The sequence below is a fragment of the Methylobacterium sp. NFXW15 genome (assembly GCF_049887755.1).
Taxonomy (GTDB): Bacteria; Pseudomonadota; Alphaproteobacteria; order Rhizobiales; family Beijerinckiaceae; genus Methylobacterium.
The window spans coordinates 271,892-295,401 of sequence record NZ_JAGEKG010000002.1; the positions used below are offsets into that span (position 1 = coordinate 271,892).

19 protein-coding genes are annotated in these 23,510 nt (G+C 67.8%); 11 read left to right on the plus strand and 8 right to left on the minus strand.

Annotated features, from left to right (window positions below; genetic code table 11):
• Positions 1-5 precede the first annotated feature (5 nt).
• From J4O73_RS05605 to tpiA, 4 genes are all read right to left on the minus strand, one after another.
• Positions 6-1,634 (minus strand): CTP synthase, encoded by a 1,629-nt coding sequence (locus J4O73_RS05605; RefSeq protein ID WP_426215382.1) that lies wholly within the window; start codon positions 1,632-1,634, stop codon positions 6-8.
• A 166-nt stretch (positions 1,635-1,800) separates the two neighbouring features.
• Positions 1,801-2,220 (minus strand): preprotein translocase subunit SecG, encoded by a 420-nt coding sequence (gene secG, locus J4O73_RS05610; protein ID WP_426215384.1) that lies wholly within the window; start codon positions 2,218-2,220, stop codon positions 1,801-1,803.
• A gap of 141 nt (positions 2,221-2,361) precedes the next feature.
• A complete protein-coding gene (gene ppk2, locus J4O73_RS05615; RefSeq protein ID WP_426215386.1) occupies positions 2,362-3,276 on the minus strand; it encodes a polyphosphate kinase 2 in 915 nt (304 codons plus the stop codon).
• A gap of 90 nt (positions 3,277-3,366) precedes the next feature.
• Positions 3,367-4,128 carry a triose-phosphate isomerase gene (gene tpiA, locus J4O73_RS05620; RefSeq protein WP_426215388.1) on the minus strand — a complete coding sequence of 254 codons (762 nt, stop codon included), beginning with the start codon at positions 4,126-4,128 and terminating at the stop codon, positions 3,367-3,369.
• Positions 4,129-4,347: 219 nt separating this feature from the next.
• Here tpiA and J4O73_RS05625 point away from each other — a divergent pair, with 219 nt between their 5' ends.
• The 7 genes from J4O73_RS05625 to glp all read left to right on the plus strand — a co-directional run bounded on the left by J4O73_RS05625 (position 4,348) and on the right by glp (position 12,122).
• On the plus strand, positions 4,348-6,249 hold the full coding sequence (locus J4O73_RS05625; protein ID WP_426215390.1) for a peptidyl-prolyl cis-trans isomerase: 1,902 nt from the start codon (positions 4,348-4,350) through the stop codon (positions 6,247-6,249).
• Positions 6,249-7,769 (plus strand): anthranilate synthase component I, encoded by a 1,521-nt coding sequence (gene trpE / locus J4O73_RS05630; RefSeq protein WP_426215392.1) that lies wholly within the window; start codon positions 6,249-6,251, stop codon positions 7,767-7,769. Before J4O73_RS05625 ends, trpE begins: the two co-directional genes overlap by 1 nt.
• Before the next feature lie 74 nt (positions 7,770-7,843).
• Positions 7,844-8,458, plus strand: coding sequence for an anthranilate synthase component II (locus J4O73_RS05635; RefSeq protein WP_426215394.1), 615 nt, complete (start codon positions 7,844-7,846; stop codon positions 8,456-8,458).
• Between the two features lie 32 nt (positions 8,459-8,490).
• Positions 8,491-9,528: an anthranilate phosphoribosyltransferase gene (trpD, locus tag J4O73_RS05640; protein WP_426215396.1), complete on the plus strand. Its 1,038-nt coding sequence runs from the start codon at positions 8,491-8,493 to the stop codon at positions 9,526-9,528.
• Positions 9,525-10,397 carry an indole-3-glycerol phosphate synthase TrpC gene (gene trpC, locus J4O73_RS05645; RefSeq protein ID WP_426215398.1) on the plus strand — a complete coding sequence of 291 codons (873 nt, stop codon included), beginning with the start codon at positions 9,525-9,527 and terminating at the stop codon, positions 10,395-10,397. The genes trpD and trpC overlap by 4 nt, the downstream gene beginning before the upstream one ends.
• Entirely contained in the window at positions 10,394-10,882 is a 489-nt protein-coding gene (gene moaC, locus J4O73_RS05650; RefSeq protein ID WP_426215400.1) for a cyclic pyranopterin monophosphate synthase MoaC, read from the plus strand. The genes trpC and moaC overlap by 4 nt, the downstream gene beginning before the upstream one ends.
• A 10-nt stretch (positions 10,883-10,892) precedes the next feature.
• Positions 10,893-12,122 carry a gephyrin-like molybdotransferase Glp gene (gene glp, locus J4O73_RS05655; protein WP_426215402.1) on the plus strand — a complete coding sequence of 410 codons (1,230 nt, stop codon included), beginning with the start codon at positions 10,893-10,895 and terminating at the stop codon, positions 12,120-12,122.
• 3 nt (positions 12,123-12,125) lie between these two features.
• On the opposite strand, the gene J4O73_RS05660 is transcribed toward glp, so the two are convergent.
• Complete coding sequence (locus J4O73_RS05660) at positions 12,126-13,883, minus strand: hypothetical protein (protein ID WP_426215404.1); 1,758 nt, start codon at positions 13,881-13,883, stop codon at positions 12,126-12,128.
• Positions 13,884-13,986: 103 nt separating this feature from the next.
• Between J4O73_RS05660 and J4O73_RS05665 the strand changes: the two genes are divergently transcribed.
• From J4O73_RS05665 to J4O73_RS05675, 3 genes are all read left to right on the plus strand, one after another.
• Entirely contained in the window at positions 13,987-15,183 is a 1,197-nt protein-coding gene (locus tag J4O73_RS05665; RefSeq protein ID WP_426215406.1) for a glycosyltransferase family 87 protein, read from the plus strand.
• A 25-nt stretch (positions 15,184-15,208) separates the two neighbouring features.
• The gene (locus J4O73_RS05670; RefSeq protein ID WP_426215408.1) at positions 15,209-16,240 is read left to right on the plus strand and encodes an NAD-dependent epimerase/dehydratase family protein; all 1,032 of its coding nucleotides are present in this window, start codon (positions 15,209-15,211) and stop codon (positions 16,238-16,240) included.
• Positions 16,241-16,328: 88 nt separating this feature from the next.
• On the plus strand, positions 16,329-17,831 hold the full coding sequence (locus J4O73_RS05675; protein WP_426215410.1) for an NAD(P)/FAD-dependent oxidoreductase: 1,503 nt from the start codon (positions 16,329-16,331) through the stop codon (positions 17,829-17,831).
• Between the two features lie 103 nt (positions 17,832-17,934).
• Here the strand turns inward: J4O73_RS05675 and J4O73_RS05680 are convergent, their stop codons facing one another.
• The gene (locus tag J4O73_RS05680) at positions 17,935-18,147 is read right to left on the minus strand and encodes a hypothetical protein (protein WP_426215412.1); all 213 of its coding nucleotides are present in this window, start codon (positions 18,145-18,147) and stop codon (positions 17,935-17,937) included.
• A 479-nt stretch (positions 18,148-18,626) separates the two neighbouring features.
• Between J4O73_RS05680 and J4O73_RS05685 the strand changes: the two genes are divergently transcribed.
• Positions 18,627-20,738: an ABC transporter ATP-binding protein/permease gene (locus J4O73_RS05685; protein WP_426215414.1), complete on the plus strand. Its 2,112-nt coding sequence runs from the start codon at positions 18,627-18,629 to the stop codon at positions 20,736-20,738.
• 47 nt (positions 20,739-20,785) lie between these two features.
• On the opposite strand, the gene eda is transcribed toward J4O73_RS05685, so the two are convergent.
• A complete protein-coding gene (gene eda / locus J4O73_RS05690) occupies positions 20,786-21,412 on the minus strand; it encodes a bifunctional 4-hydroxy-2-oxoglutarate aldolase/2-dehydro-3-deoxy-phosphogluconate aldolase (RefSeq protein WP_426215416.1) in 627 nt (208 codons plus the stop codon).
• Between the two features lie 181 nt (positions 21,413-21,593).
• Positions 21,594-23,417, minus strand: coding sequence for a phosphogluconate dehydratase (gene edd, locus J4O73_RS05695; RefSeq protein WP_426215417.1), 1,824 nt, complete (start codon positions 23,415-23,417; stop codon positions 21,594-21,596).
• Positions 23,418-23,510: the final 93 nt, after the last annotated feature.

The following is a 23,510-nucleotide window of genomic DNA, read 5'->3' on the forward strand; positions in this document are numbered from 1 at the left end:
CGTGCTCAGACCAGACGGCTCTGCTCGATGGCCGCGCCGACAAAGCCTTTGAACAGTGGGTGCGGCTCGAAGGGTCGGGACTTCAGTTCCGGGTGGAACTGCACGCCGATGAACCACGGGTGGCCGACATGCTCCACCGTCTCAGGCAGGAGCCCATCCGGCGAGAGGCCGGAGAACCGCAGGCCCTTCGCCTCAAGGCGCTCGCGATAGCCCATATTGACCTCGTAGCGGTGCCGGTGGCGCTCCGAGATACGGTCCGAGCCGTAGATCTGCGCGATCTTCGACTCGGGATCGAGCTTGGCCTCGTAGGCGCCGAGCCGCATCGTGCCGCCGAGATTGCCCTCGGCCGCCCGGCGTTCGAGCTCGTTGCCGCGCAGCCACTCGGTCAGCAGGCCGACGACCGGCTCGGACGTCTCGCCGAACTCGGTGGAATTGGCGTCCGTAATGCCCGCCAGCGAGCGCGCCGCCTCGATCACAGCCATCTGCATGCCGAAGCAGATGCCGAGGTAGGGAATCTTCTTCTCGCGCGCGTAACGGGCCGCACGAATCTTGCCCTCGGCGCCGCGCTGACCGAAGCCACCCGGTACGAGGATGCCGTTCAGCCCTTCCAGGAACGGGGCCGGGTCCTCGTTCTCGAACACCTCGGCCTCGATCCACTGAAGGTTCACCTTCACCCGGTGGTTGATGCCACCGTGAGTCAGCGCCTCGATCAGCGACTTGTAGGCGTCCTTGAGCCCCGTGTACTTGCCGACGATGGCGATGGAGACCTCGCCCTCGGGGTTGCGCACCCGCTCGGCGATGGTGCGCCACTTGGCGAGATCCGGCTCGTCGCCATGCTCCAGGCCGAAATGGCCCAGCACCTCCCGGTCGAGCCCGGCGGTCCGATAGGAGAGCGGCACCTCGTAGATCGAAGCCACGTCCCGCGCCTCGATGACGGCCGTCTCGCGCACATTGCAGAACAGGGCGAGCTTGCGCCGCTCCTCCACCGGGATCGGCCGGTCGCAGCGGCAGAGCAGGATGTCGGGTTGGATGCCGATGGAGCGCAGTTCCTTGACGGAATGCTGCGTCGGCTTGGTCTTCAACTCGCCCGCGCTCGGGATGTAGGGCAACAGCGTCAGGTGTACGAAGGCAGTGGTGCCGCGCGGCAATTCCTGTCCGAGTTGGCGGATCGCCTCGAAGAAGGGCAAGCCCTCGATATCGCCGACCGTGCCCCCGATCTCGACCAGCACGAAATCGAACGCCTCGTTCCCCTCCAGGACGAAGTCCTTGATGGCGTTGGTGACGTGCGGAATCACCTGGATCGTCGCGCCGAGGTAATCCCCGCGCCGCTCCTTGGCGATGATGTCCTGATAGATGCGGCCGGTGGTGATGTTGTCCGCCCGCGAGGCGGGAACGCCCGTGAACCGCTCGTAATGCCCGAGATCGAGATCGGTCTCGGCGCCGTCGTCGGTCACGAAGACCTCGCCGTGCTGAGTCGGGCTCATCGTGCCCGGATCCACATTCAGATACGGGTCGAGCTTACGCATCCGCACGCGGTAGCCGCGTGCCTGGAGGACCGCCGCGAGGGCAGCCGAGGCGAGACCTTTGCCGAGGGAGGAGACCACGCCGCCGGTGATGAAAACGTACCGCGTCATGGGCCTCGATCCATAAAGAAGGCAGCCGCATTTGCCAAACGGTCAAACCGTGCAAAGCGGCGGTGGCTGGGGATGGCACGCAAAACGGCCGCGGGTTCCAGACCCGCGGTCGATCCGTGCAGAGTGGTTTGGGGGCGCGGGCGGAGTGCGGCCCGCGCAGGCACGATCAGCGCGATTGCGGCGCGGCAGGCGCACCGGATTCCGGCGCAGGCTGGGCCGGCGCCTGCTCGGGCGTGCGGTCCTGCGCCTTGCGCAGCGTGTCGAGGAGGTTGTCGGCACCGGTCGGCTTCTGAGCAGGCGCGGCCGGGGCGCCCGGCACCGGAGCACCTGAGTCGAGAATCGACTTCGGCGCCGCCGAGCGGTGCGACATCACGGCAAGCGCCAGGCTGGTGCAGAAGAACAGGGCCGCGAGAATCGCGGTCGCCCGGGTGAGGGCATTCGCCTGGCCACGGCCGGTCATGAAGCCGCCGACACCGCCGCTGCCGCCCCCGCCGAGGCCGAGGCCGCCCTCGGACCGCTGAAGCAGCACGACGCCGATCAGCGAGAGAACGATAAGAAGGTGGACAACGATCAGGACGGTCTGCATCGGGGATCCGGTCTTCGCTCACCCGCGCCGACCGGAGACGGTCGAGGCACGGGTGACGGGCGGCGTCCGGCGCCGCTCCATCGAGGTGGACCGGGCCTTACACCATGCGGGCGCCAGCGCCAACCACGGTCGGCCCGCCCATCAGTAGCGATCCGGCACGTGCATCGAAGCAGGGATCGGCGCGCGGATGTAATCGGCGTGCCGCACGCGAGCGGGTAAGTGCACCGGCGGATGCTCGACCTCGCCGTAGGGGACCTGTTCAAGAAGATGGCTGATGCAATTCAGCCGCGCGCGCTTCTTGTCCACGGCCTCGACCACCCACCAGGGCGCCTCGGGGATATGCGTGCGGGCGAGCATGTCCTCCTTGGCGCGGGTGTAATCCTCCCAGCGCCGCCGTGATTCGACATCCATGGGCGAAAGCTTCCACTGCTTCAGCGGATCCATGATCCGCATGTTGAAGCGGAGCGCCTGCTCCTCGTCGGTGATGGAGAACCAATACTTCAGCAGCACGATGCCCGAGCGCACCAGCATGCGCTCGAATTCCGGGACGGAGCGAAAGAACTCCTCGACGTCGCCCTCGGTGCAGAATCCCATGACACGCTCGACGCCTGCCCGGTTGTACCAGGAGCGATCGAACAGAACGAGCTCGCCCGCCGCCGGAAGGTGAGCGACGTAGCGTTGAAAATACCATTGCGTCCGCTCGCGCTCGTTCGGCGCGGGCAGGGCCGCGACGCGGCACACGCGGGGGTTGAGGCGCTGGGTGATGCGCTTGATGACACCACCTTTGCCGGCCGAATCGCGACCCTCGAAGATCACGACGACGCGCAGCTTGTGATGCTGGACCCAATCCTGAAGGCGGACGAGTTCGTGCTGGAGGCGAAGGAGTTCGCGAAAATAGAACCGGCGATCGAGCTCGCGATGGACGGGATCGCCGCCGAGCTGGTCGAGGCGCTCGTCTTCGAGATCCTGCTCCCATTCCTCGTCGTAGCTGTCGAGGATCTCGCGGCGGATCATCTCCACCAGCGCCGGATTTGCGGAACTCAGATCCTCTGACATGGGTCGCCTTCGGTCGGGACTCAGCCCGACCTCAAGACCAATTCCATGTGACAACCATGCGAAGCCGGGGCGCGACGCCCCGGTTCCGTCTTACGCGTAGGCGTTGCAGATGCCGAGGAAGTCTTCGGCCACCAAGCTCGCGCCGCCGACGAGGGCGCCGTCGACATTGTCCAGCGATAGGATTTCCCGGGCGTTGCCCGGCTTGACCGAGCCGCCATAGAGGATGCGGATCTTCGCAGCCTCGTCGCCCGCGAGCTTGTCGAGCATGTCGCGCAGGGAGGCGTGAACCTCCGCGATGTCCTTCGGCGTCGGCGTGCGACCTGTTCCGATGGCCCAGACGGGCTCGTAGGCGATCACCGTGTCGGCTGCCGTCGCACCCTTGGGCAGGCCGATGGCCAGCTGGGCGCGGACGATATCGAGCGCACGGCCCTGCTCGCGCTCCTCGATGGTCTCGCCGACACAGATGATGCCGCAGAGCCCGGCACGGCGCGCGCCGAGCGCCTTGGCGTGCACGCCGTCATCGGTCTCGTGGTGGTAGGCGCGCCGTTCCGAATGGCCGACGATGACGTACTTCGCACCCAGATCGGCCAGCATCTCGGCCGAGATCGAACCGGTGAAGGCCCCGCTCTCACGGGCGTGGAGATTTTGTCCGCCGATGGCGACCGAGGAGCCGTAGGTCGCCGCGACGCAGGACCCGATGAGGGTCGAGGGGGGACAGATCAGCACGTCGATGCGGGCTGAGAGATCGGGCGACAGGCCGTCGCGAATCTTCTCAACCACCGCGATCGAAGATCGCGTGCCGTTCATCTTCCAGTTGCCAGCAACCAGGGGCCGCCGCCCGGCTTGCGTCATCCTAAGCCCCCAATTCTCACTCATCCGTGACCGGCGGCCCTACCAGAGCAAGCTTGGGCGCGCAAACGCGTCACAGAGCATTTCCCTGCGGTTGTTTCGCCGGGTGTCCGGACCCACCGGACGGGACGAGCCCTGGTCTCTCGCCTTTGCCTCTCGGCCCGAATGGTCTATCGCGGGCCGCGACAAGGCTTTCCCGAACCGGCGTATCCAGAACTCACCATGTTGCAGGGCATCCGCGCCGCCTCCGAGCATTGGCTCGGCAAGATCGTGCTGGCGATCATTTTCTCGCTGCTGATGTTCGGCATCGGCATCTACGGCGTGGAGGATCTCGTCCGCGGCGGCGGGACCAGCGCGGTCGCCACCGTGGGCGACACGAAGATTTCGGCCGAGAAGGTCCGCCAATCCTATCAGAACCAGCTCGAACGCTATCAGGTCCAGCTGAAGCGCGCCCTGTCGCCCGAGCAGGCGCGCTCGCTTGGCCTCGACCGCCAGGTCATGTCGCAGCTCATCACCGAGGCGGCGCTCGACCAGAAGACCCGCGATCTCGGGCTCGCCGTGCCTGACAGCACCGTGCTTCGGGCGATCCGCGAGGAGAAGTCGTTTCAGAACGCGCAGGGCCAGTTCGAGCCGCAGCTGTTCTACCAAACCCTGCAGCGCGCCGGGTTGAATGAGCAGGGCTTCGTGCGAGAGCAACGCTCCGTCATCGCCCGCATCCAGTTGGCCGAGGCGGTGTCCGGCGGAATCACGGTGCCGACCGCTCTGCGCGAGGCGGTTCACCGCTACTCGACCGAGCGGCGCGCGGTCTCGTATCTGTTCCTCCAGCCTTCCGATGCGGGCCAGATTCCGGCGCCGAGCGATGAGGAGCTCAAGACCTGGTACGACGGGAACAAGGACCGGTTCCGCGCCCCCGAATACCGCACCGTGAATATCCTCGTGGTCGATCCCGAGGCCGTCGCGCAGTCCGAGCCCGTCTCGGACGAGGACGCCCGGAAGGCCTACGATCTCAACAAGAGCCGTTACGGCACACCCGAGAAGCGCACGATCCAGCAGATCGTCTTCCCCGATGCGGCCTCGGCCGAGGCCGCCCGCAAGGAGATCGAGGAAGGCGCGAAGACCTTCGAGCAGGTCGCCGAGGCCCGCGGGACGAGCGGCCAGGAACTGACGCTGGGCACGCTCTCGCGCGACGAGTTGTTCGACAAGGCCGTGGGCGAGGCCGCCTTCGCGCTTCCGGAGGGCGGCGTGAGCCAGCCGGTGAAGGGTCAGTTCGGGCAGGTGCTCCTGCGCGTGACCAAGATCGAGCCGGGAACGGTGAAGTCCTTCGATGAGGTCTCCGGCGAGATCCGCAAGACGCTGGCCCTGCAACGGGCCAAGGACAAGATCGAAGACGTGCGCGACGCCATCGAGGACCAGCGCGCCAGCGCCAAGCCGCTCGCTGACATTGCGGCCGAGCGCAAACTCGCCCTCGTCGCGGTCCAGGCGGTGGACGGCCAGGGCAAGGCGCCGGATGGCAACCGCGTCGCCGGTATCCCGGATGCCGACACGACGCTCCCGGCGATCTTCCGCGCCGAAATCGGCGGCGACAACGAGCCCCTCCGCACCAAGTCTGGGGGCTTCATCTGGTACGACGTGACCAAGATCGACGCCGCGCACGACAAGCCCTTCGACGAGGTGAAGGATGCCGTGAAGGCGGGCTGGGTGACGGCCGAGACCGCCAAGCGGCTTCAGACGAAGGGTCGTGAGCTGGTGGAGAAGCTCGACAAGGGCGCGTCCATTGAGGACGTGGCCAAGGAAGTCGGCGTGAACCCGCAGGAGACATCCGATCTCGCCCGCAACCAGCCGAAGGACATGCTCACCTCCGACGTGGTGAACCTGATCTTCGCGACGCCGGTCGAGAAGTCCGGCAGTGCGGCCTCCGGCGATACCCGTGCCGTGTTCAAGGTGACGTCGGCGAGCGTGCCTGCCTTCGTGCCCGACAGCCCGAGCGACCGGACCGTGACGCAGAACTTCCAGTCGGCCATCGCGGACGACGTGCTGTCGCAATACATCGCGGATGTTCAAAAGAACGCGGGTGTGAAGGTCGACCAGGCGGCGCTCCGCAAAGTCTTCGGCGGCGAGTACTGATGTCCGACCTGCCCGATTTCGACGCCTTCCGCGCGGCCTACGATTCCGGGCGGTCGACCCTGCTTGAGATCGCCCTGGTGGCGGATCTCGAAACGCCGGTCGCCGCCTTCCTCAAGCTGCGCGCCCGGCATCCCGGCCCGGCTTTCCTGCTCGAGTCGGTCGAGGGTGGAGCCGTCCGCGGGCGGTACTCGATGATCGGGCTCGATCCCGACCTGATCTGGCGCTGCCGCGACGGCGCGCCCTCGCTCGCGCGTCAGCCCGATCTGACCCGCTTCGAGCCGGATACCCGTCATCCCCTGGTGAGCCTACGCGCCCTCATCGCCGAAAGCGCCATCGGCCAGGACGAGGAGCGTGACCTGCCGCCGATGGCGGCGGGCCTGTTCGGCTATCTCGGCTACGATATGGTGCGCTCGATGGAGCGCCTGCCGACGCCGAACCCCGATCCGCTCGGCGTGCCGGATGCGATCCTGGTACGTCCGCGCCTGATGGTGGTGTTCGATTCGATCCGCGACGTGATCACGGTCGTCACGCCCGTGCGTCCGGCCGAGGGTGTCTCGGCGAAAGCGGCCTATGAATCCGCCCTGTCGCGCATCGACGGGGTCGCCGCCGCTTTGGAGAGCCCGCTCCCGATCGAGGCGCGGATCGATCTCGCGACGGTGGCGGCGCCCGAGCCGGTGTCGAACACGACGCCGGAAGAATTCGCCGCCATGGTGGCGCGGGCGAAGGAGTACATCGTCGCGGGCGACGTGTTTCAGGTGGTGCTCTCGCAGCGGTTCGAAGCACCCTTCACGCTGCCCGCCTTTGCGCTCTACCGCTCCCTGCGCCGGACCAACCCGGCGCCGTTCCTCTGCTACCTCGATTTCGACGCCTTCCAGATCGTCTGCTCCTCGCCGGAGATCCTCGTGCGGGTGCGCGATGGCATCGTGACGATCCGCCCGATCGCGGGCACGCGCCGCCGGGGCGCGACGCCCGCGGAGGACAGGTCGCTCGCGGAGGAATTGCTCGCCGATCCGAAGGAGCGGGCCGAGCATCTGATGCTCCTCGATCTCGGCCGCAACGATGCGGGCCGCGTGTCCCGCATCGGCAGCGTACGCGTCACCGATCAGTTCTTCATCGAGCGCTACAGCCAGGTGATGCACATCGTCTCGAACGTCGAGGGTGACCTCGACACGAAGTACGATCCGCTGGAAGCCCTCTCGGCGGGCTTCCCGGCGGGCACCGTCTCCGGCGCGCCCAAGGTGCGGGCGATGGAGATCATCGACGAGTTGGAGAAGCAGAAGCGCGGCCCCTATGCCGGCTGCATCGGCTATTTCGGCGCGGGCGGTGAGATGGATACCTGCATCGTGCTGCGAACGGCTGTAGTGAAGGATGGACGGATGCACGTCCAAGCGGGCGCGGGCATCGTCTACGATTCGGATCCGGCGTCGGAACAGCAGGAATGCGTGAACAAGGCCAAGGCCCTGTTCCGCGCGGCGGAAGAGGCCGTGCGCTTCGCGGCGCAGGCGCGGCGGGGGCAGTAGTGCCACGGCGGGGCGCCGGTTGACCGCCCCGCCCCGAGCCGTCACATCCCTTCGGAACTGCTCGGGTTCGCGCCATGTCCAAAGTCCTCGTCATCGACAACTACGACAGCTTCACCTTCAACCTCGTCCATTTGATCGGGCCGCTCTGCGACACGATCGAGGTGGCGCGGAACGACGCGCTGTCGGTGGCCGACATCCGCGAGAAGGCGCCGGACGCGCTGGTGCTGTCGCCGGGACCGTGCAGCCCGAACGAGGCGGGGATCTGCCTCGACGTGGTGCGCGAGCTGGCGGGGGAAATCCCGATCTTCGGCGTCTGCCTCGGGCTCCAGACCATTGGGCAGGCCTTCGGCGGCGATGTGGTGCGTGCCCCTCTTCCCCTGCACGGCAAGGTCTCGACCATCCGCCATGGGGCGAAGGGCCTGTTCCGGGGCATCAACGAGAGCTTCGAGGCCACGCGCTACCACTCGCTGGTGGTCGACCGTGCGACCTGCCCGGCCTCGCTCTCCGTCACCGCCGAGGCGGACGGGCTGATCATGGGGCTGGAGCATGCCGAGCTTCCGGTCCACGGGGTGCAGTTCCATCCGGAGAGCATCCGCTCGCAGCACGGGCGCGAGATCGTGCAGAACTTCCTCGAACTGGCACGGGCCTGGAACGCAGGGCGTGACAGGCCCTCCGCCGACGTGCATTGACGCCGCGATCCCCGCTTCCCGCGACGATTCCGATGGATAGCTTCAGACCGCTCCTCACCAAGGTCGCCGGGGGGCAGCCCCTTGAGCGCGCCGAGGCGCGCGCGGCCTTCGACCTGCTCCTGTCGGGCGAGGTCACACCCGTCCAGGCGGCTTCGTTCCTCACGGCCCTCAAGATGCGCGGCGAGACGATCGAGGAGATCGTCGGTGCAGCCGAGGCGATGCGGGCGCGCATGGTCCGCGTCACGGCGCCGGAAAACGCGGTGGATGTGGTCGGCACGGGGGGCGACCATTCGGGCAGCGTGAACGTCTCGACGCTCGCCGCGATCCTCGTGGCGGCCTGTGGCGTGCCGGTAGCCAAGCACGGCAACCGCGCGGCGACCTCCCGCTCCGGTGCCGCCGATGTGCTCGCCGCTCTCGGGGTCACGTTAGGGCTCGATCCGGCGGCGCAGGAAAAGTGCCTGGCGGAAGCCGGTCTGTGCTTCCTGTTCGCCCAGACGCATCATGGCGCCATGCGCCACGTCGCGGCTGTGCGCGCCGAACTGCCGGTTCGGACGATCTTCAACCTGCTCGGCCCTCTGTGCAATCCGGCGGGGGTGACGCGCCAGCTCTTCGGCGTCGCGGATGGCACCCGCGCCGAGCCGCTGACACGGGTGCTCGCCGAACTCGGCAGCCAGCGGGTCTGGACCGTGCACGGTTCGGACGGGCTCGATGAGATCACCGTCACAGGCCCGACCGGCGTCGTCGCCCTGGAAGACGGCCGGATCGAGCGCTTCACCATCGATCCGCGCGACCTCGGCATCGCCCTTCGCGCGCCGGAAGAGCTGCGCGGGGGAGACCCGGCCCATAATGCTCGCGCCCTCGAAGCGGTTCTCGCGGGCGAGCGAAACGCCTATCGCGACATCGCGGTTGTCAACGCAGGTGCGGCACTCGTCGTCGCGGGGGGCGCGGGGTCTCTGGCGGAAGGCGTCGGCCGGGCGCAGGATGCGATCGATTCCGGCGCGGGCCGTGCCACCCTCGCGCGTCTGGTGCGCGTGTCGCAGTCATGCTCGAACGGGCAGGAGAGCCGATGACCTCGCTCACGCAGGAGGCCGCTCCCGAAGCCGCCCCGGAGAACCCGGAACGGCCGAACGTCCTCGCCCGGATCGAAGCGTACAAGCGCCGCGAGATCGCCGAGGCGAAGCTTCGGATGCCACTGGCGAAGCTCGAAAAGAAGGTCGCGCAGGCCGATCCGCCCCGCGGCTTCGCGGAGGCCATCCGCAGGCACCGCAAGGACGGTCGGCCTGCGCTGATCGCCGAGGTGAAGAAGGCCTCTCCGTCCAAGGGGCTGATCCGCGCCGATTTCGACCCCGCGACTTTGGCGGCGGCCTACGAGAAGGGCGGGGCGACCTGCCTATCGGTCCTGACCGACGAGCCGTCCTTCCAGGGCAAGCCCGATTACCTCGTCGCCGCCCGCGCGGCCTGCGCGCTGCCGGTGCTGCGCAAGGACTTCATGTTCGAGCCGTATCAGGTCTACGAGGCGCGAGCCTGGGGCGCGGATTGCATCCTCGTGATCATGGCCTGTCTCGATGACGACGAGGCCATGGCCCTCGTCGAGACGGCCCATGAGCTCAACATGGACGTGCTGACCGAGGTGCATGATGAGGCCGAACTCGCGCGCGCTCTGCCGCTCGGCACGGCCTTGGTCGGCGTCAACAACCGCAACCTGAAGACCTTCGAGGTCTCGTTCGACAACGCCCTTCGTCTGAAGCCCGGCATCCCGGATGACCGGATCGCCGTGGCCGAGAGCGGCATCGGCGGCCATGCCGACGTGGTGCGTTTGGCCGAGCATGGGCTCGATACGGTGCTGGTGGGCGAGAGCCTGATGCGCCAGGGCGACGTGACGCTGGCGACCCGCGCTTTGCTCTTCGGGGACGGCGCGAAGGGCAAGGGTAGGGCATGAGCGGGCGCCTCACCCATCTCGATGCGGCGGGCGCGGCCAATATGGTCGATGTCACGGACAAGCCCGCCACCACCCGCACCGCTCGCGCGGAGGGCTGCGTGGTGATGCTGCCGGAGACCCTGGCGCTGATCCGCGAGGGCGATGCCAAGAAGGGCGACGTGATCGGTACAGCGCGGCTCGCGGGCATCATGGCCGCCAAGCGCACCCACGAACTCATTCCGCTCTGCCACCCTCTGCTCCTCTCGAAGGTACGGGTGGAGTGCGAGGAAGATACCGCCCTCCCGGGCCTGCGCATCACGGCCGAGGTGCGGGTGCAGGGCCCGACGGGCGTCGAGATGGAGGCGTTGACTGCCGTCTCGCTGGCCTGCCTCACGGTCTACGACATGGTGAAGGCGGTGGACCGCGGGATGCGCATCGAGGGCATCCGCCTGCTCGCCAAGGATGGTGGGCGTTCGGGCGCCTATCGGGCGGATCCGGCGCCGTGAGGCCGGAACGATGAGCGGCCTCATTCCTGTCGCGGAGGCGCTGTCGCGCATTCTGGCGAGCGTGCGCACGCCGGTCGAGCCGGAGAGCGTGCCGCTGGCCCGCGCGGCCGGGCGGGTGCTCGCCGCGCCCGTCGCATCCACCCGCACGCAGCCGCCGTTCCCGGCCTCGGCCATGGACGGGTATGCCGTCCGCGCCGCCGATGCGGGCACGGTCGGAGCGAGCCTGCGCCTCACCGCTACCAGCGCCGCCGGTCACGGCTTCGCGGGCACGCTCCAACCCGGAGAGGCCGTGAGGATCTTCACCGGCGCTCCGGTTCCCGAAGGTGCCGATGCGATCCTCATTCAGGAAGATGCGGACGCCGAGGGTAAAACGGTCCGCGTCCGTGAGGCGGTGCAGCCTGGCCGGTTCATCCGTCGAGAGGGCTTGGATTTCGCGGCGGGCGAAACGCTGCTCGCCGAAGGCATGGTCCTGGATGCGCGGCGCCTCGCCCTCGCGGCGGCGGCGGGCCATCCGCAGGTGCCGGTGCGACGGCGCCCAAGGGTCGCGATCCTCGCCACGGGCGACGAATTGGTCGAGCCCGGGGCGACGCCCGCCTGGGACCAGATCGTCGCCTCGAACAGCCTCGCGCTCGCCGCCCTGGCGGAGGAGGCAGGTGCCGAGACCATCGACCTCGGCATCGCCGCCGATGACCATGCTGCCCTGGAGACGGCCTTTCGACGGGCGCGGGAGGCGAAGGCCGACCTGTTGATCACCCTCGGCGGTGCCTCGGTTGGCGATCACGATCTCGTCCAGGCGGCGCTCGCCCGTGAGGGTCTCGAACTGGGCTTCTGGAAGGTCGCCCTTCGACCGGGCAAGCCGCTCATGCACGGGCGGCTCGGGGACATGCTGGTGATCGGCCTGCCCGGCAACCCGGTCTCGTCCATCGTCTGCGGGTTGCTCTTCGTGGTGCCTGCCATTCGCGCCCTGCTCGGGGATCCCCAGGCCGGGGCCGATCGCAGCGAGCCCGCCACCCTGGGGCGTGACCTTCCCGCCAACGATGGGCGCGCGGATTTCATGCGCGCAAGCCTCACCATCGAGCCGGGCCGCCTGCCAGTGGCCACGGCGGAGAACCGGCAGGATTCGTCCATGCTCGCGGTGCTCGGTCGCTCGGAAGCGTTGCTGATCCGCGAGCCGCACGCACCGCCCGCTCAAGCAGGCGATCCGTGCCGGATTATTCGGCTCGACCGGCGATTGGTCTGAGGTTCAGGGCGCGGCGCGCCAGATTCTGATCACGCCCTGCGCGGGTTCCGGAGTCAGCCAGTCGGCGCTCGCCGTTCCCTGAACGAGGCGGGAGACGAAGGCGGGCTCCGGCTGAAGATCCGTGGATAGACGCGCCGGGCAGGCGACGAGCCGTGTCGCGCCCTGTTCCGTCATGGCCCGTCGCAGGTCGGCTTCGGTGCCGCCGAGGCCCTGGATCGAGGCGGCGATCTGCGGCACGGCCCGGTGATAGGGTGCGCTGACGATCGATTGCGACGTGTGGAGCAGGATTGCCGGACCCATGAAGGTCGGCGCCAGCACGCGGCCGGGGGGCAGGGCGGCGAGGCCGCTCAGGGCCTCGTCGCTCAGGCAGGTCATCGCGCCCTGCAGATCGGGGGCGGTGCGAGGCCAAGGCGACAGCACCTCGCCGAGGCTCGCGATGGGTATCCAGATCGTGCTCACGAGCCCCGCGGCGACTGCCGCCGCCGACAGCCGGCGCGTGCCCGGGCCGGTCGCCAGGACGCGATCGATGAAGCCGCCCGCCACGAGGGGGACCAGCCCGCTCGCGACGTAGATTCCGCGAAACTCCGAGATCCCCATGAGTAGGCCCGGCCAGAGCAAGGTCGCGGCGACGGCCCAAGCCCGGCCCTGCGGCGCGAGACGCGTCGCGACCAGCGTCGCGAGGATCAGGACGGGATAGAAGGCCAGAGCCTCCCACTGGCGTCTGGCGACGAAGGTCGGCAGGCTGGTCATCTCGTTGACCCTGAGAAGCCAGTGGTCGCGGACCAGGCTCGTCATGCCGGTGAACGGCCCGCCGAGGCAGACCGGGAACAGCACGGCGAAGCCAGCGACGATGCCCGCACCCAAAACGGCCAGCACGGCGAGCCGCGCTGCGGGTCGTGCCAAGCGCCCGTCGAGCGCGGCGCAGCCGAGGGTAAGAATCAGCCCACCCTCGGCCAAAAGGAGCCAGGGCGGTGAGATCGCATCGCAGGCGGGGATGCTCAAGCGGGCAGGATCGGTCTGCGCGCCGAACAAGATCGGCGCGGCAAGGCCCAGGCCAAGGCCGAACCCGGTGAGCACGCGAGAGGCGGGTCGCCCGCGCCAAGTCCAATCCGCGCACAGGAACAGCGCGGCGGCGGCCACATAGGGCAGGCCTTCGAGCCCGACCGCCAGGGAGGCAGCCGCGAGCAGCCCGGCGAGCCATCCCGCGCCCCGGATGATGGCGAGCGCCAGCCCGAGGATGATGATGAGTTGGAGACCATGGTGATCGACGCGACCGGCGGCGAATTGCACGCCGACCCCGACGGTCTGTGTCGCGACGATGAGGGCAAGCAATGCGGCCCTCGGGCCATAGGCGGCCTTCGCTCCGCGCATCAGCACAAGCGCGTAGAGGCCGAACAGCAGGATTGGCCAGAGCGCGGCGGCGATACCCTCAGCCAGTCCACGGCCCGCCAGCGGTGTGAGAATGAGGATCAGCCCCGCCAGCGGCGCATCCACGAGGCGCGACCAATGGCTCGGAATGCCGGGCGGCGGCCCGAACCGGTGCTGCACCAGATCGAACCAGCCCTGGCCGTTCGCAAGGTCGCGGGCCTCGACGAGCCGCATGGCGTCGTCGGGATCGGGCACGCGCAGATGGAACAGCGTCGCAGCGATATCGACTGGCGCGTTCATCGTCGCGAGGCCGAAGGCGGCCAGCAGCCAGAGCAGCGTCGTCGTTTTGAACCGCGTCGCAGGCGAGGCCACCGGCGGGGCTCGGTCCGGCATCGTCGTCTTGTCTCCCCGGCCGGTGGTGCCATTCAGGAAGCATTGTTGGGTTAACCAATCGTCAGCCGTTGCTTCCTACGGTTGCGTCCGCGCGGAGCGGACGATGCCGATACCCCACTTGCAACGACGGGAAATGGCGATCCTCGCGGGCGGCGCGATGATTTCTGCCCTGTCGTGGTTGGCGATGGTGCCCTGGAACATCCATGGCTGGATGATCGGTGCACCGCTCGGCCGGGATTTCGTCAACTTCTGGATGGCACCGCGCCTCGTGCTCTCGGGGCAGGGGGCGGTGCTGGTCGATCTGCCCGCCTACAGCGCGGCCATCAAGACGGCCTTCGGCATGACGCGCGATCCGCTGCTCGTCTTCGTCTATCCGCCGCACGCGCTCCTGCTCTTCGCGCCCTTCGCGGCACTTCCGTTCCTGCCGGGCGTTCTCCTCTGGACGGCGGTGAACCTCGCGGGTCTCGCCCTCACGACGCGGATCCTTCTACGGGAGAGCCCCGGGCGCTGGCCGATTCTCGTGGCCTGCGTCTCGCCGCCCGCCGTGGCGATGATGATGTACGGCCATTTCGGCGGCCTGCTCGCGTTGGCGACGAGTGTCGCGCTGATCGACGCCGGGCGACGGCCGGTGCTCGCCGGGCTCTGCCTCGCGTTCCTCTCGACCAAGCCGCAATTCGCCTGCGCCATCGGGTTGATGCTCCTCCTTACAGGGCAGTGGCGCTGCCTCGCGGCGGGGGCGGTCGCGACGCTGGCGCTGGTCGCGGCCTCTGCCGGTCTTTTCGGCTTCGAGGTTTGGCGGCAGTTCATCACCGTCACGATGCCGATGCAGAGCGCCTACATCACCCGCTTCGACGCCAAGATGATCGAGACGTCGGTGACGGCCTATTTCGCGGCGCGCTATTCCGGCCTGCCCGCTAGCGCCGCCTGGGCGATCCAAGGTGTGGTGAGTGCGGCCTGCCTCGCCTTCGGCGTTGCGGCCCTGCGCCGGGGCGCGCGGGATCCGGGCGTGCTCGTGGTGGTCATCCTCGGGGCGCTGGTGATGCAGCCCTACGTCTCGCATTACGACCTCGCCATCGCCGCGCCTGCGCTCGCTTTGCTGGTACTCGGCCACGCCCCCGGTGCCGCGCCAAGCACGGTGGCCGCATGGATCCTGGTGCCGATGGCCCGCATCCTCATCGTGTTCGATCTGCCGATCCTCGGCGTGTTGGTGCCCGGTGCTCTGTTCGCGCAGGCGCACCGCCTCCTGCACGCGCAGCGCACTCTCGTTCCGCAGCATGCCGCCCTCGACGCGGCGGCCTGACGATTCCTCGAACCGGCGAACAGACATGGCACGCGTTCTCGTCACCGGTGGATCAGGCTTTCTCGGATCGCTCCTCGTCCGCCGCCTGCTCGATGACGGCCACTCCGTCACCAGCGTGGACCTGCTGCCCGCGACCTTCGTGGCCCCGAACTTCACTCCGGTCGTCGGGGATATCCGCGACCGGGCGCTGCTCGACCGGCACGTGCCGGGGCACGAGGCGGTGTTCCACTGCGCGGCCCTGCTGGCGCACGGCACGATCAAGCCTCGCGAACTGTGGGCGAGCAACGTCGAGGGCACTCGTGTCCTTGCCCAGGCGACGGCGGCAGCGGGCATCCGCAGCCTCGTCTACATTTCCAGCAACTGCCTCTGGGCACGCGGATTCGACAGGCCGGTGCGCGAGGATGACGAACCCGCGCCCTGTGAGATCTACGGACAGAGCAAGCTGGAGGGCGAGCGCATCCTGGCCGCCCATGCGGGCGACTTCGCCACCACCATCATTCGCTCCCCCACCATCATCGATGAGGGGCGGCTCGGGCTGCTCGCGATCCTGTTCGACTTCATCCGCGAGGGGCGGCGGGTGTGGCTCGTGGGCGAGGGCAGCAACCGCTATCAGTTCATCTACGCCAAGGACCTGATTGCCGCGATGCTGCTGGCGTGGCGGCAGACCGCCTCCGGAGTGTTCGGCATCGGTGCGGACGATGTCGGCTCCATGCGCGAGACGTTCCAGCACGTCATCGCCCATGCGGGCACGGGCGCGCGCACGGCGCATCTGCCCCTGAAGCCGACGCTGCTCGCTATGCGCGCGGCACACGCCCTGCGGATCTCGCCGCTCGGCCCCTACCATTACCGCATGATCGCGGAGAGCTTCGTTTTCGATACGAGCCGCATCAAGGCGGGTCTCGGCTGGCAGCCGACGCTGACCAACGGCGACATGCTGCTGGCCGCCTATCGTTACTATGTCGCCAACCGCGCGGAGATCGCCGCGCGCCGGGATGTCTCGGCTCACCGTCAGGCGGCAGATATGGGCGTCATCCGCGTGCTGAAATGGGTGAGCTGAAAGTCGCCCGAGGGGAGGAAAGTCTTAACCCTGCCAGGACATGAATCGGCGCAACCTACGCGTGAATCGATCCGGGCCGGAGCGACTGATGAGCCATCACACCGAGACGCTGGTGATCGGCGCCGGGCCGGCGGGTCTCACGGCCTCGTATCTGCTGTCCAAGCACGGCCATTCGGTCACGGTTCTGGAGAGCGATCCCAAACAGGTTGGTGGCATCTCGCGCACCGTTTCGCATAACGGCTACCTGTTCGATATCGGCGGCCACCGCTTCTTCTCGAAGTCCAAGGCGGTTGTGGACCTGTGGGACGAGATCCTTCCGAACGACTTCATCGAGCGGCCCCGCCTCTCGCGCATCTACTACAACGGCAAATACTACGCCTATCCGCTCAAGGCCTTCGAGGCTCTGAAGAATCTCGGCCTCGGCACGAGCGTCGCCTGCGTCGCGTCCTACCTCTACGCCCGCGCGAAACCGGTCCGCGAGCCGAAGAATTTCCACGAATGGGTGCGCAACCAGTTCGGCGAGCGCCTGTTCTCGATTTTCTTCAAGACCTACACCGAGAAGGTGTGGGGCATGTCGTGCGATGCGATCTCGGCCGATTGGGCGGCGCAGCGCATCAAGGGGCTCGATCTCGGCGCGGCGATCCGCGACGGGGTGAAGCGCTCGCTCGGTCTGCGCAAGCGCCAGAAGGCAGGCGGCCCGGTCATCAAGACGCTGATCGAATCGTTCCGCTATCCCCGCCGTGGTCCCGGCATGATGTGGGAGGCCGCCGCTGCGAAGACGAAGGCGCAGGGCGGCCGGGTGCTGCTAGGCCGCACCGTCGATTCCCTCAGCTATGACCAGGGTACTGGCCTCTGGACCGCCTCGGCCCGCCTGAGCGATGGCTCCCGCGAGACCTACACCGCCCGCCACGTCGTCTCCTCGGCACCGGTGCGCGACCTCGTGAACGCCATCCGCCCGCGCCCCCTGAGCACGTTCAACGCCCGCGCGCTCGCCTATCGCGACTTCCTCACGGTCGCGCTCATCGCCAAGTCCGACAAGAATTTCCCCGACAATTGGATCTACATCCACGATCCTTCGGTGAAGGTCGGCCGGGTGCAGAACTTCCGCTCGTGGTCGCCGGAGATGATTCCGGATGAGTCGCATACCTGCCTCGGCCTCGAATATTTCTGTTTCGAGGGCGATGGGCTGTGGTCGTCATCCGACGAGGATCTCGTGGCGCTCGCCAAGGCCGAGATCGGGCGGATCGGCCTCATCGATCCGGCCGAGGTGGTCGATGCCTGCGTCGTGCGCCAGCCGAAGGCCTATCCGGTCTACGACGAGGACTATTCGGCGCATATCAACACCGTCCGCCTCGAATTGCAGCGGGATTATCCGAGCCTGCACCTCGTCGGCCGCAACGGCATGCACAAGTACAACAACCAGGACCACGCCATGATGACGGCGATGCTGACCGTGGAGAACATCCGCGCGGGTCGGCGCCTTCATGATGTCTGGCGGGTCAACGAGGACGCCGAATACACCGAAGCCGGGATCTCGGGCGCGCAGGAGGCGCTGACCAGCGAGAGGCTGGTGCCGCGCAAGGTGGCGTAGTTCGCTCACCGTCATTGCGAGCGCAGCGAAGCAATCCAGGGCGGCGGGACATCCCCGAACGAGGCGCTTCCCTGGATTGCTTCGCTTTCGCTCGCAATGACGGTCAGGATTCGAAGCGAGGCGGGGAGCCTTTTCCCGCAGCAGCCTGCTTCGTGCGCTCGTCCCAGCCGTTTTCGAGCATCATGATCACCATTGCCAGCAGCGAGAGGCCATGCGCGCCGATCGCGCCCTGGATCGGTCCCTGCGCTGCCTTGGTATAGACATCGCGCAGCACCGCGATCTGGCGCTCGCGCTCGCTCACCGGCTTGTCCGTCATGCTCCCGGCCCCCGGAAGGCCCGTGTCTGCGGTACGCCCCCGCAAACGAGCCTCGACCATCCCAATGACCGGGGGGTGGAAAACCGAAAGAGGCAACGGCTCCCGCGACCTTTAGCACCGGAGCGCCTGGACATGCGTCGCAGGCCCCCGGCCACGAAGGGTCGAGAGGGTTCAGAACGCATCTCTGCGCCCTACAGTTGCTTCTTTAGGGGCTTCCACACCCCAGGACGGCGCGTACCGTCCCGGCACGGATAAGACTAAATGCCGTGCTTGGGGTCAAGATGCTCCCCGTCGCTGCGCTCTCAATGATGGAGTGGTTGCAATCGCGGGCTGACGGGTCAGCGACATAACCGCCGGAACCGAACCTTGCGGAAGTTTCACGCGACAGGTTCGCCCCCTGCCGCTATCTCGCCACGACCCGCAGCCATGCCCGCGGGCCTCGACCGTTCGCGGCCGGGGGGACGTGAAGGGAGATGAGAGTGGCGGCGATCAGGACCGGACTCGGTATCCAGGCCGTGGTGACCGCGCTGTGCGCGCTGATCCTGCTGGCATTTCCCGGCGTTCCGAGCCCGCCGCTCTACGTCTCGCTCGCGGGCTTCGCCATGGCGGGCATCCTCATCGCCTCCAACAGCATCTCCGCCTATCTGAAGGTCTTCGTCTCGGTCTACGGCGTCGGCTACCTGCTGCTCGCCGGATCGCGCGCGCTGGCCGAGGCTGGGCTGCTGCCGCCGGTCCTCGCCGCGCTGTTGCCTCCGGCCTTCGCTGCGACGGGCGCCGTCGTCTTCGCGGGCATCGTGCTCGGTATTTCGTACCTTGAGCCGATCCGGGCGATCACCAATATCGCCGACCCGTATTTCGCCAATCGCGATACGCCGACCAAGGAAATCCGGCTGTTTAGTTGGTTCGGCAGCACAGAGGGTCGCATCGGGCGCAACCTCGTCGCCCTGTCGATCTTCGTGAACTTCGCCGATGTCGCGCTGACGCTGCGGTTTAACTTCTTCTACCGCGACATGTACAACTCTTTGCAGGAGTACAACGCGGAGGCGTTCTGGCACCAGCTTCTGTGGATCTTCATCCCGCTGGCCGCGCTGAACATCGCCATCGGCATGTTCGACCTGTTCGTGGATTCCTCCTTGCTGATCCGCTGGCGGACATGGCTGACCCACAGCCTGACTGGCCGCTGGCTCGGGGAGGGGACCCACTACCGCATCCCCTTTACCGACGAGGAGGCGGACAACCCGGATCAGCGCATCCAGTCCGACGTCGATGCCTTCATCCGTCAGACGGCGAGCCTGTCGATCCGCCTGCTGAGCCAGGCGGCGCAGCTCGTGTCGTTCATCGTGATCCTCTGGACCATCTCGAAGGACTTCGTGCTGCCCTTCACGGACACGGTCGTGCCGGGCTTTCTCGTGTGGCTCGTCATCGCCTACGCCGTCGTCGGCACGTGGCTGACGCACCTGATCGGGCGTCCGCTGATCGGGCTGAACTTCCGGCAGGAGCGCGCGGAGGCCGACTTCCGCTTCTCGCTTGCCCGCAACCGGATCTACTCCGAGCAGATCGCGCTGCTGCGCGGCGAGAAGGCCGAGATGGGCCGCCTCTCGTCACTGTTCCACATGGTGGTCGACAACTACACGAACATCATCTTCCGCCGGATCAAGCTGATCGCCTTCACCTTCAGCTACCGGCAGGCGAGCGTGATCTTCCCGTACCTGATCGCCGCCCCGTCCTTCTTCGCGAAGAAGATCACGCTGGGCGCCCTTCAGCAGACCGGCAACGCCTTCAGCCAGGTGCAGACCTCGCTGTCGTTCTTCGTGGACGCCTACACCACGCTGGCCGCCTACAAGGCCAACACGATCCGTCTCGGCTCCTTCCGCCGCGCGATGATGAAGGCCGAGGCCATGGGCGCGACGGGCGGAAGCCTTGCCCAGGGCAACGCCACGACCGGCGATGTCACCGCCACCGGCCTCGCCCTGGCCCTGCCCGATGGGCGCGAGATCGTCTCCGCCGACAGTCTTGCCCTGACCAAGGGCGCCGCGACCCTGGTGACCGGCCCCTCGGGCTCCGGCAAGTCCACTCTGTTCCGGGCCATTGCCGGGATCTGGCCCTTCGGCCGGGGCCGCATCGACGTGCCCGCCGGGGAGTCCGCGCTGCTCCTGCCGCAGCGCCCCTACATCCCGCTCGGCACACTGCGCGACGCGGTGGTCTATCCCAACGAGCGCAGCCGGTTCTCGGACGAGGAGATCCGTCAGGCTCTGACGGACGCGCAGCTGCCGCACCTGATCGACCGGCTCGACGAGGACGACGTGTGGGAGCGCCGCCTGTCAGGTGGCGAGCAGCAACGTCTGGCCATCGCGCGGGCGTTGCTGGCCAAGCCCGCTTGGTTGTTCCTCGATGAGTCGACGGCATCGCTGGACGAGCCGTCCGAGGCGAAGATCTACCGCATGCTGCGCGAACGTCTGCCGCAGACGACCATCGTCTCCATAGGCCACCGCTCGACGCTGGAAGCGCTGCACGACCGGAAGGTGGTGCTGGAGAAGGAAGGCGACCGCTTCGTGCCCCGCGAGTCGATGCAGGCGATGCCGGCCGAATAAACCCCACCGTCTTTGCTTCGCGTTGCTCGCAAAGACGGAGCAACGGCTTACCCTTTCCGCAACCCGGAGGCCGCCCGCGCCGCCGCCTCGATGGCGGCCGGGTCGGGCGTGCCGGGCTTCACCACCCAGCTTCCGCCAACGCAGAGAACGGCGGGGAGGGCGAGCCACTCCGGTGCGGTCGCCTCGGTGATGCCGCCCGTGGGACAGAACCGCGCCTGCCCGAACACGGCGGCCTGCGCCTTCAACGCCTTGAGGCCGCCCGCGGCCTCGGCCGGGAAGAACTTGAACCGGTCGAGCCCGTGATCGAGCCCGCGCATGATGTCGGCGGCGGTGGCGACGCCCGGCAGGTACGGCACGCCGTTCGCCTTGGCGGCGTCGGTCAGCGGCGCGGTCAGGCCCGGTGAGACGATGAACTCGGCGCCCGCTTTCAGGGCCGCATCGAGATCGCGCGGGTTCAGCACCGTCCCGGCGCCGACCACTGCGCCTTCGACCTGGGACATCTCTCGGATCACATCGAGGGCGGCGGGCGTCCGCAACGTGACTTCCAGCGCGGTGAGCCCGCCCTTCACCAACGCCTCGGCGATCGGCCGGGCGTGGGCGACATCCTCGATCACCAGAACCGGGATGACCGGCACGGAGCGCATCAACGTGTCGATGCTGACGAGGTCGTTCATGGTGCCATTCCTTCTGGTTATCTCCGCTCCCACGCTCAACACTCATCCTGAGGTGCCCGCCTTGGCGGGCCCCGAAGGAGAGATCCAGGACCCGGAGCGATCTCTGGAAGCCTCCTTCGAGGCTGCTTCGCAGCACCTCAGGATGAGGTTGCGGGTTGGTTCGGTGCCCTTGTGCGTGCGCTCACAGCCCCGCAGCAGCGAGCATGGCGGACGCGCCCTGCTCGGCCCCGTCGGCGCCTAGGCGCATGAAGGCGAAGAGCTCCCGGCCGGTGCCGGCTTCGGGGCGCGGCGTCGGGGCAGGCTCGCGCGCGGTCAGATCGCCGTCGTCGACCAGAACCTCCAGGCGACCCTCCGGGGCCGAGAGGCGCACGATATCCCCGTCGCGGATGCGGGCGATGGTCCCTCCGGCCAGTGCCTCCGGTGTCAGGTGGATGGCGGCGGGCACCTTGCCGGAGGCGCCGGACATGCGCCCGTCCGTCACCAACGCGACCTTGAAGCCGCGGTCTTGCAGGACGCCGAGCGGCGGCGTGAGCTTGTGCAGTTCCGGCATCCCGTTGGCGCGCGGCCCCTGGAAGCGCACCACCACCACGACATCCCGCTCCAACTCGCCCGCCTTGAACGCCTTCAGCACCTCATCCTGATCATCGAACACCCGCGCCGGGGCCTCGATGACGTGGCGTTTCTCATCGACCGCGCTGGTCTTGAAGGTCGCCCGGCCGAGATTGCCCTTCACGAGCCGCATGCCGCCATCGGGCTGAAACGGCCGGTCCGGACGGCGGATCATCCCGTCATCCAGGCTTTCCGGCACGGCATCCTCGAACACCAACTCCTCGCCCGACAGCTTCGGATCGCGAGCATGGTCGCGCAGGCGGCTGCCCGAGACGGTCATGATGTCGTCGTGCAGAAGGCCCGCATCGAGCAGTGCGGCGATGACGAAGCTAATTCCGCCTGCCGCGTGGAAGTGGTTCACGTCACCCGCGCCGTTCGGGTAGACGCGGCAGATCAGCGGCACCACCGATGAGAGCCGGTCGATATCCTCCCAGTCGATCACGATGCCCGCCGCGCGGGCGATGGCGGGCAGGTGGATCGCGTGGTTGGTCGAGCCGCCCGTGGCGAGCAGCCCCACCGCCGCGTTGACGATGGCCTTCTCGTCCACGCACTTGCCGAGCGGCCGGTAATCGTTGCCGTCGGCGCCGATCTCGGTGAGCCGGTGGATCGCCGCCCGCGTCACGGCCTGTCGCAGCTTCGTGCCAGGGTTGATGAACGAGGCGCCCGGCATGTGCAGGCCCATCATATCCATCATCATCTGGTTCGAATTGGCCGTGCCGTAGAAGGTGCAGGTTCCCGCCCCGTGATAGGAGGCGGATTCGGATTCCAGCAGTTCCTCGCGTCCGACCTTGCCCTCGGCATAGAGCTGGCGGATCCGCACCTTCTCCTTGTTGGCGAGGCCCGAAGGCATCGGCCCGGCCGGGATCAGGATCGTCGGAAGGTGGCCGAAGCGCAGGGCGCCGATCAGCAGGCCCGGCACGATCTTGTCGCAGATGCCAAGAAGCGCCGCGCTGTCGAACATGCCATGGCTCAGCGCCACCGCCGCCGAGAGGGCGATGGTGTCGCGCGAGAACAGCGACAGCTCCATGCCGCGCTGGCCTTGCGTGACGCCGTCACACATGGCCGGTGTCCCACCCGCGACCTGCGCGGTGGCCCCACGCTCGCGGGCGAACACCTTGATCTGGTCGGGATAGCGCCCGTACGGCTGATGCGCCGAGAGCATGTCGTTGTAGGCGGTGACGATGCCGATATTCATCGACCGCCCGGCGCGGATCGCCGCCTTGTCCTCTCCTGCCGCCGCAAAGCCATGCGCGAGGTTTCCGCAGGCCAGCTTCGGCCGGTGAACGCCGTTCTCGCGCTCCCGCTCGATCAGGTCGAGATAGGCGCGGCGAGAGTCGCGAGACCGCTCGACGATGCGCGCGGTGACGGCCGCGACCTCGGGATGAAGTTCGCTCATGAGGTATCCTCCTGCGGCGTTTGCCCGGGACCATACCCCAGAACGTGGTGACGGAAAACGTTTACATCGAGGGTGCAGGTCAATTCCGGCTGT

Coding starts and splice junctions, on each gene's coding strand:
- J4O73_RS05605 (WP_426215382.1), bottom strand. CDS start 1,634: ATGACGCGGTACGTTTTCATCACCGGCGGCGTGGTCTCCTCCCTCGGC.
- secG (WP_426215384.1), bottom strand. CDS start 2,220: ATGCAGACCGTCCTGATCGTTGTCCACCTTCTTATCGTTCTCTCGCTG.
- ppk2 (WP_426215386.1), bottom strand. CDS start 3,276: ATGTCAGAGGATCTGAGTTCCGCAAATCCGGCGCTGGTGGAGATGATC.
- tpiA (WP_426215388.1), bottom strand. CDS start 4,128: ATGACGCAAGCCGGGCGGCGGCCCCTGGTTGCTGGCAACTGGAAGATG.
- J4O73_RS05625 (WP_426215390.1), top strand. CDS start 4,348: ATGTTGCAGGGCATCCGCGCCGCCTCCGAGCATTGGCTCGGCAAGATC.
- trpE (WP_426215392.1), top strand. CDS start 6,249: ATGTCCGACCTGCCCGATTTCGACGCCTTCCGCGCGGCCTACGATTCC.
- J4O73_RS05635 (WP_426215394.1), top strand. CDS start 7,844: ATGTCCAAAGTCCTCGTCATCGACAACTACGACAGCTTCACCTTCAAC.
- trpD (WP_426215396.1), top strand. CDS start 8,491: ATGGATAGCTTCAGACCGCTCCTCACCAAGGTCGCCGGGGGGCAGCCC.
- trpC (WP_426215398.1), top strand. CDS start 9,525: ATGACCTCGCTCACGCAGGAGGCCGCTCCCGAAGCCGCCCCGGAGAAC.
- moaC (WP_426215400.1), top strand. CDS start 10,394: ATGAGCGGGCGCCTCACCCATCTCGATGCGGCGGGCGCGGCCAATATG.
- glp (WP_426215402.1), top strand. CDS start 10,893: ATGAGCGGCCTCATTCCTGTCGCGGAGGCGCTGTCGCGCATTCTGGCG.
- J4O73_RS05660 (WP_426215404.1), bottom strand. CDS start 13,883: ATGCCGGACCGAGCCCCGCCGGTGGCCTCGCCTGCGACGCGGTTCAAA.
- J4O73_RS05665 (WP_426215406.1), top strand. CDS start 13,987: ATGCCGATACCCCACTTGCAACGACGGGAAATGGCGATCCTCGCGGGC.
- J4O73_RS05670 (WP_426215408.1), top strand. CDS start 15,209: ATGGCACGCGTTCTCGTCACCGGTGGATCAGGCTTTCTCGGATCGCTC.
- J4O73_RS05675 (WP_426215410.1), top strand. CDS start 16,329: ATGAGCCATCACACCGAGACGCTGGTGATCGGCGCCGGGCCGGCGGGT.
- J4O73_RS05680 (WP_426215412.1), bottom strand. CDS start 18,147: ATGACGGACAAGCCGGTGAGCGAGCGCGAGCGCCAGATCGCGGTGCTG.
- eda (WP_426215416.1), bottom strand. CDS start 21,412: ATGAACGACCTCGTCAGCATCGACACGTTGATGCGCTCCGTGCCGGTC.
- edd (WP_426215417.1), bottom strand. CDS start 23,417: ATGAGCGAACTTCATCCCGAGGTCGCGGCCGTCACCGCGCGCATCGTC.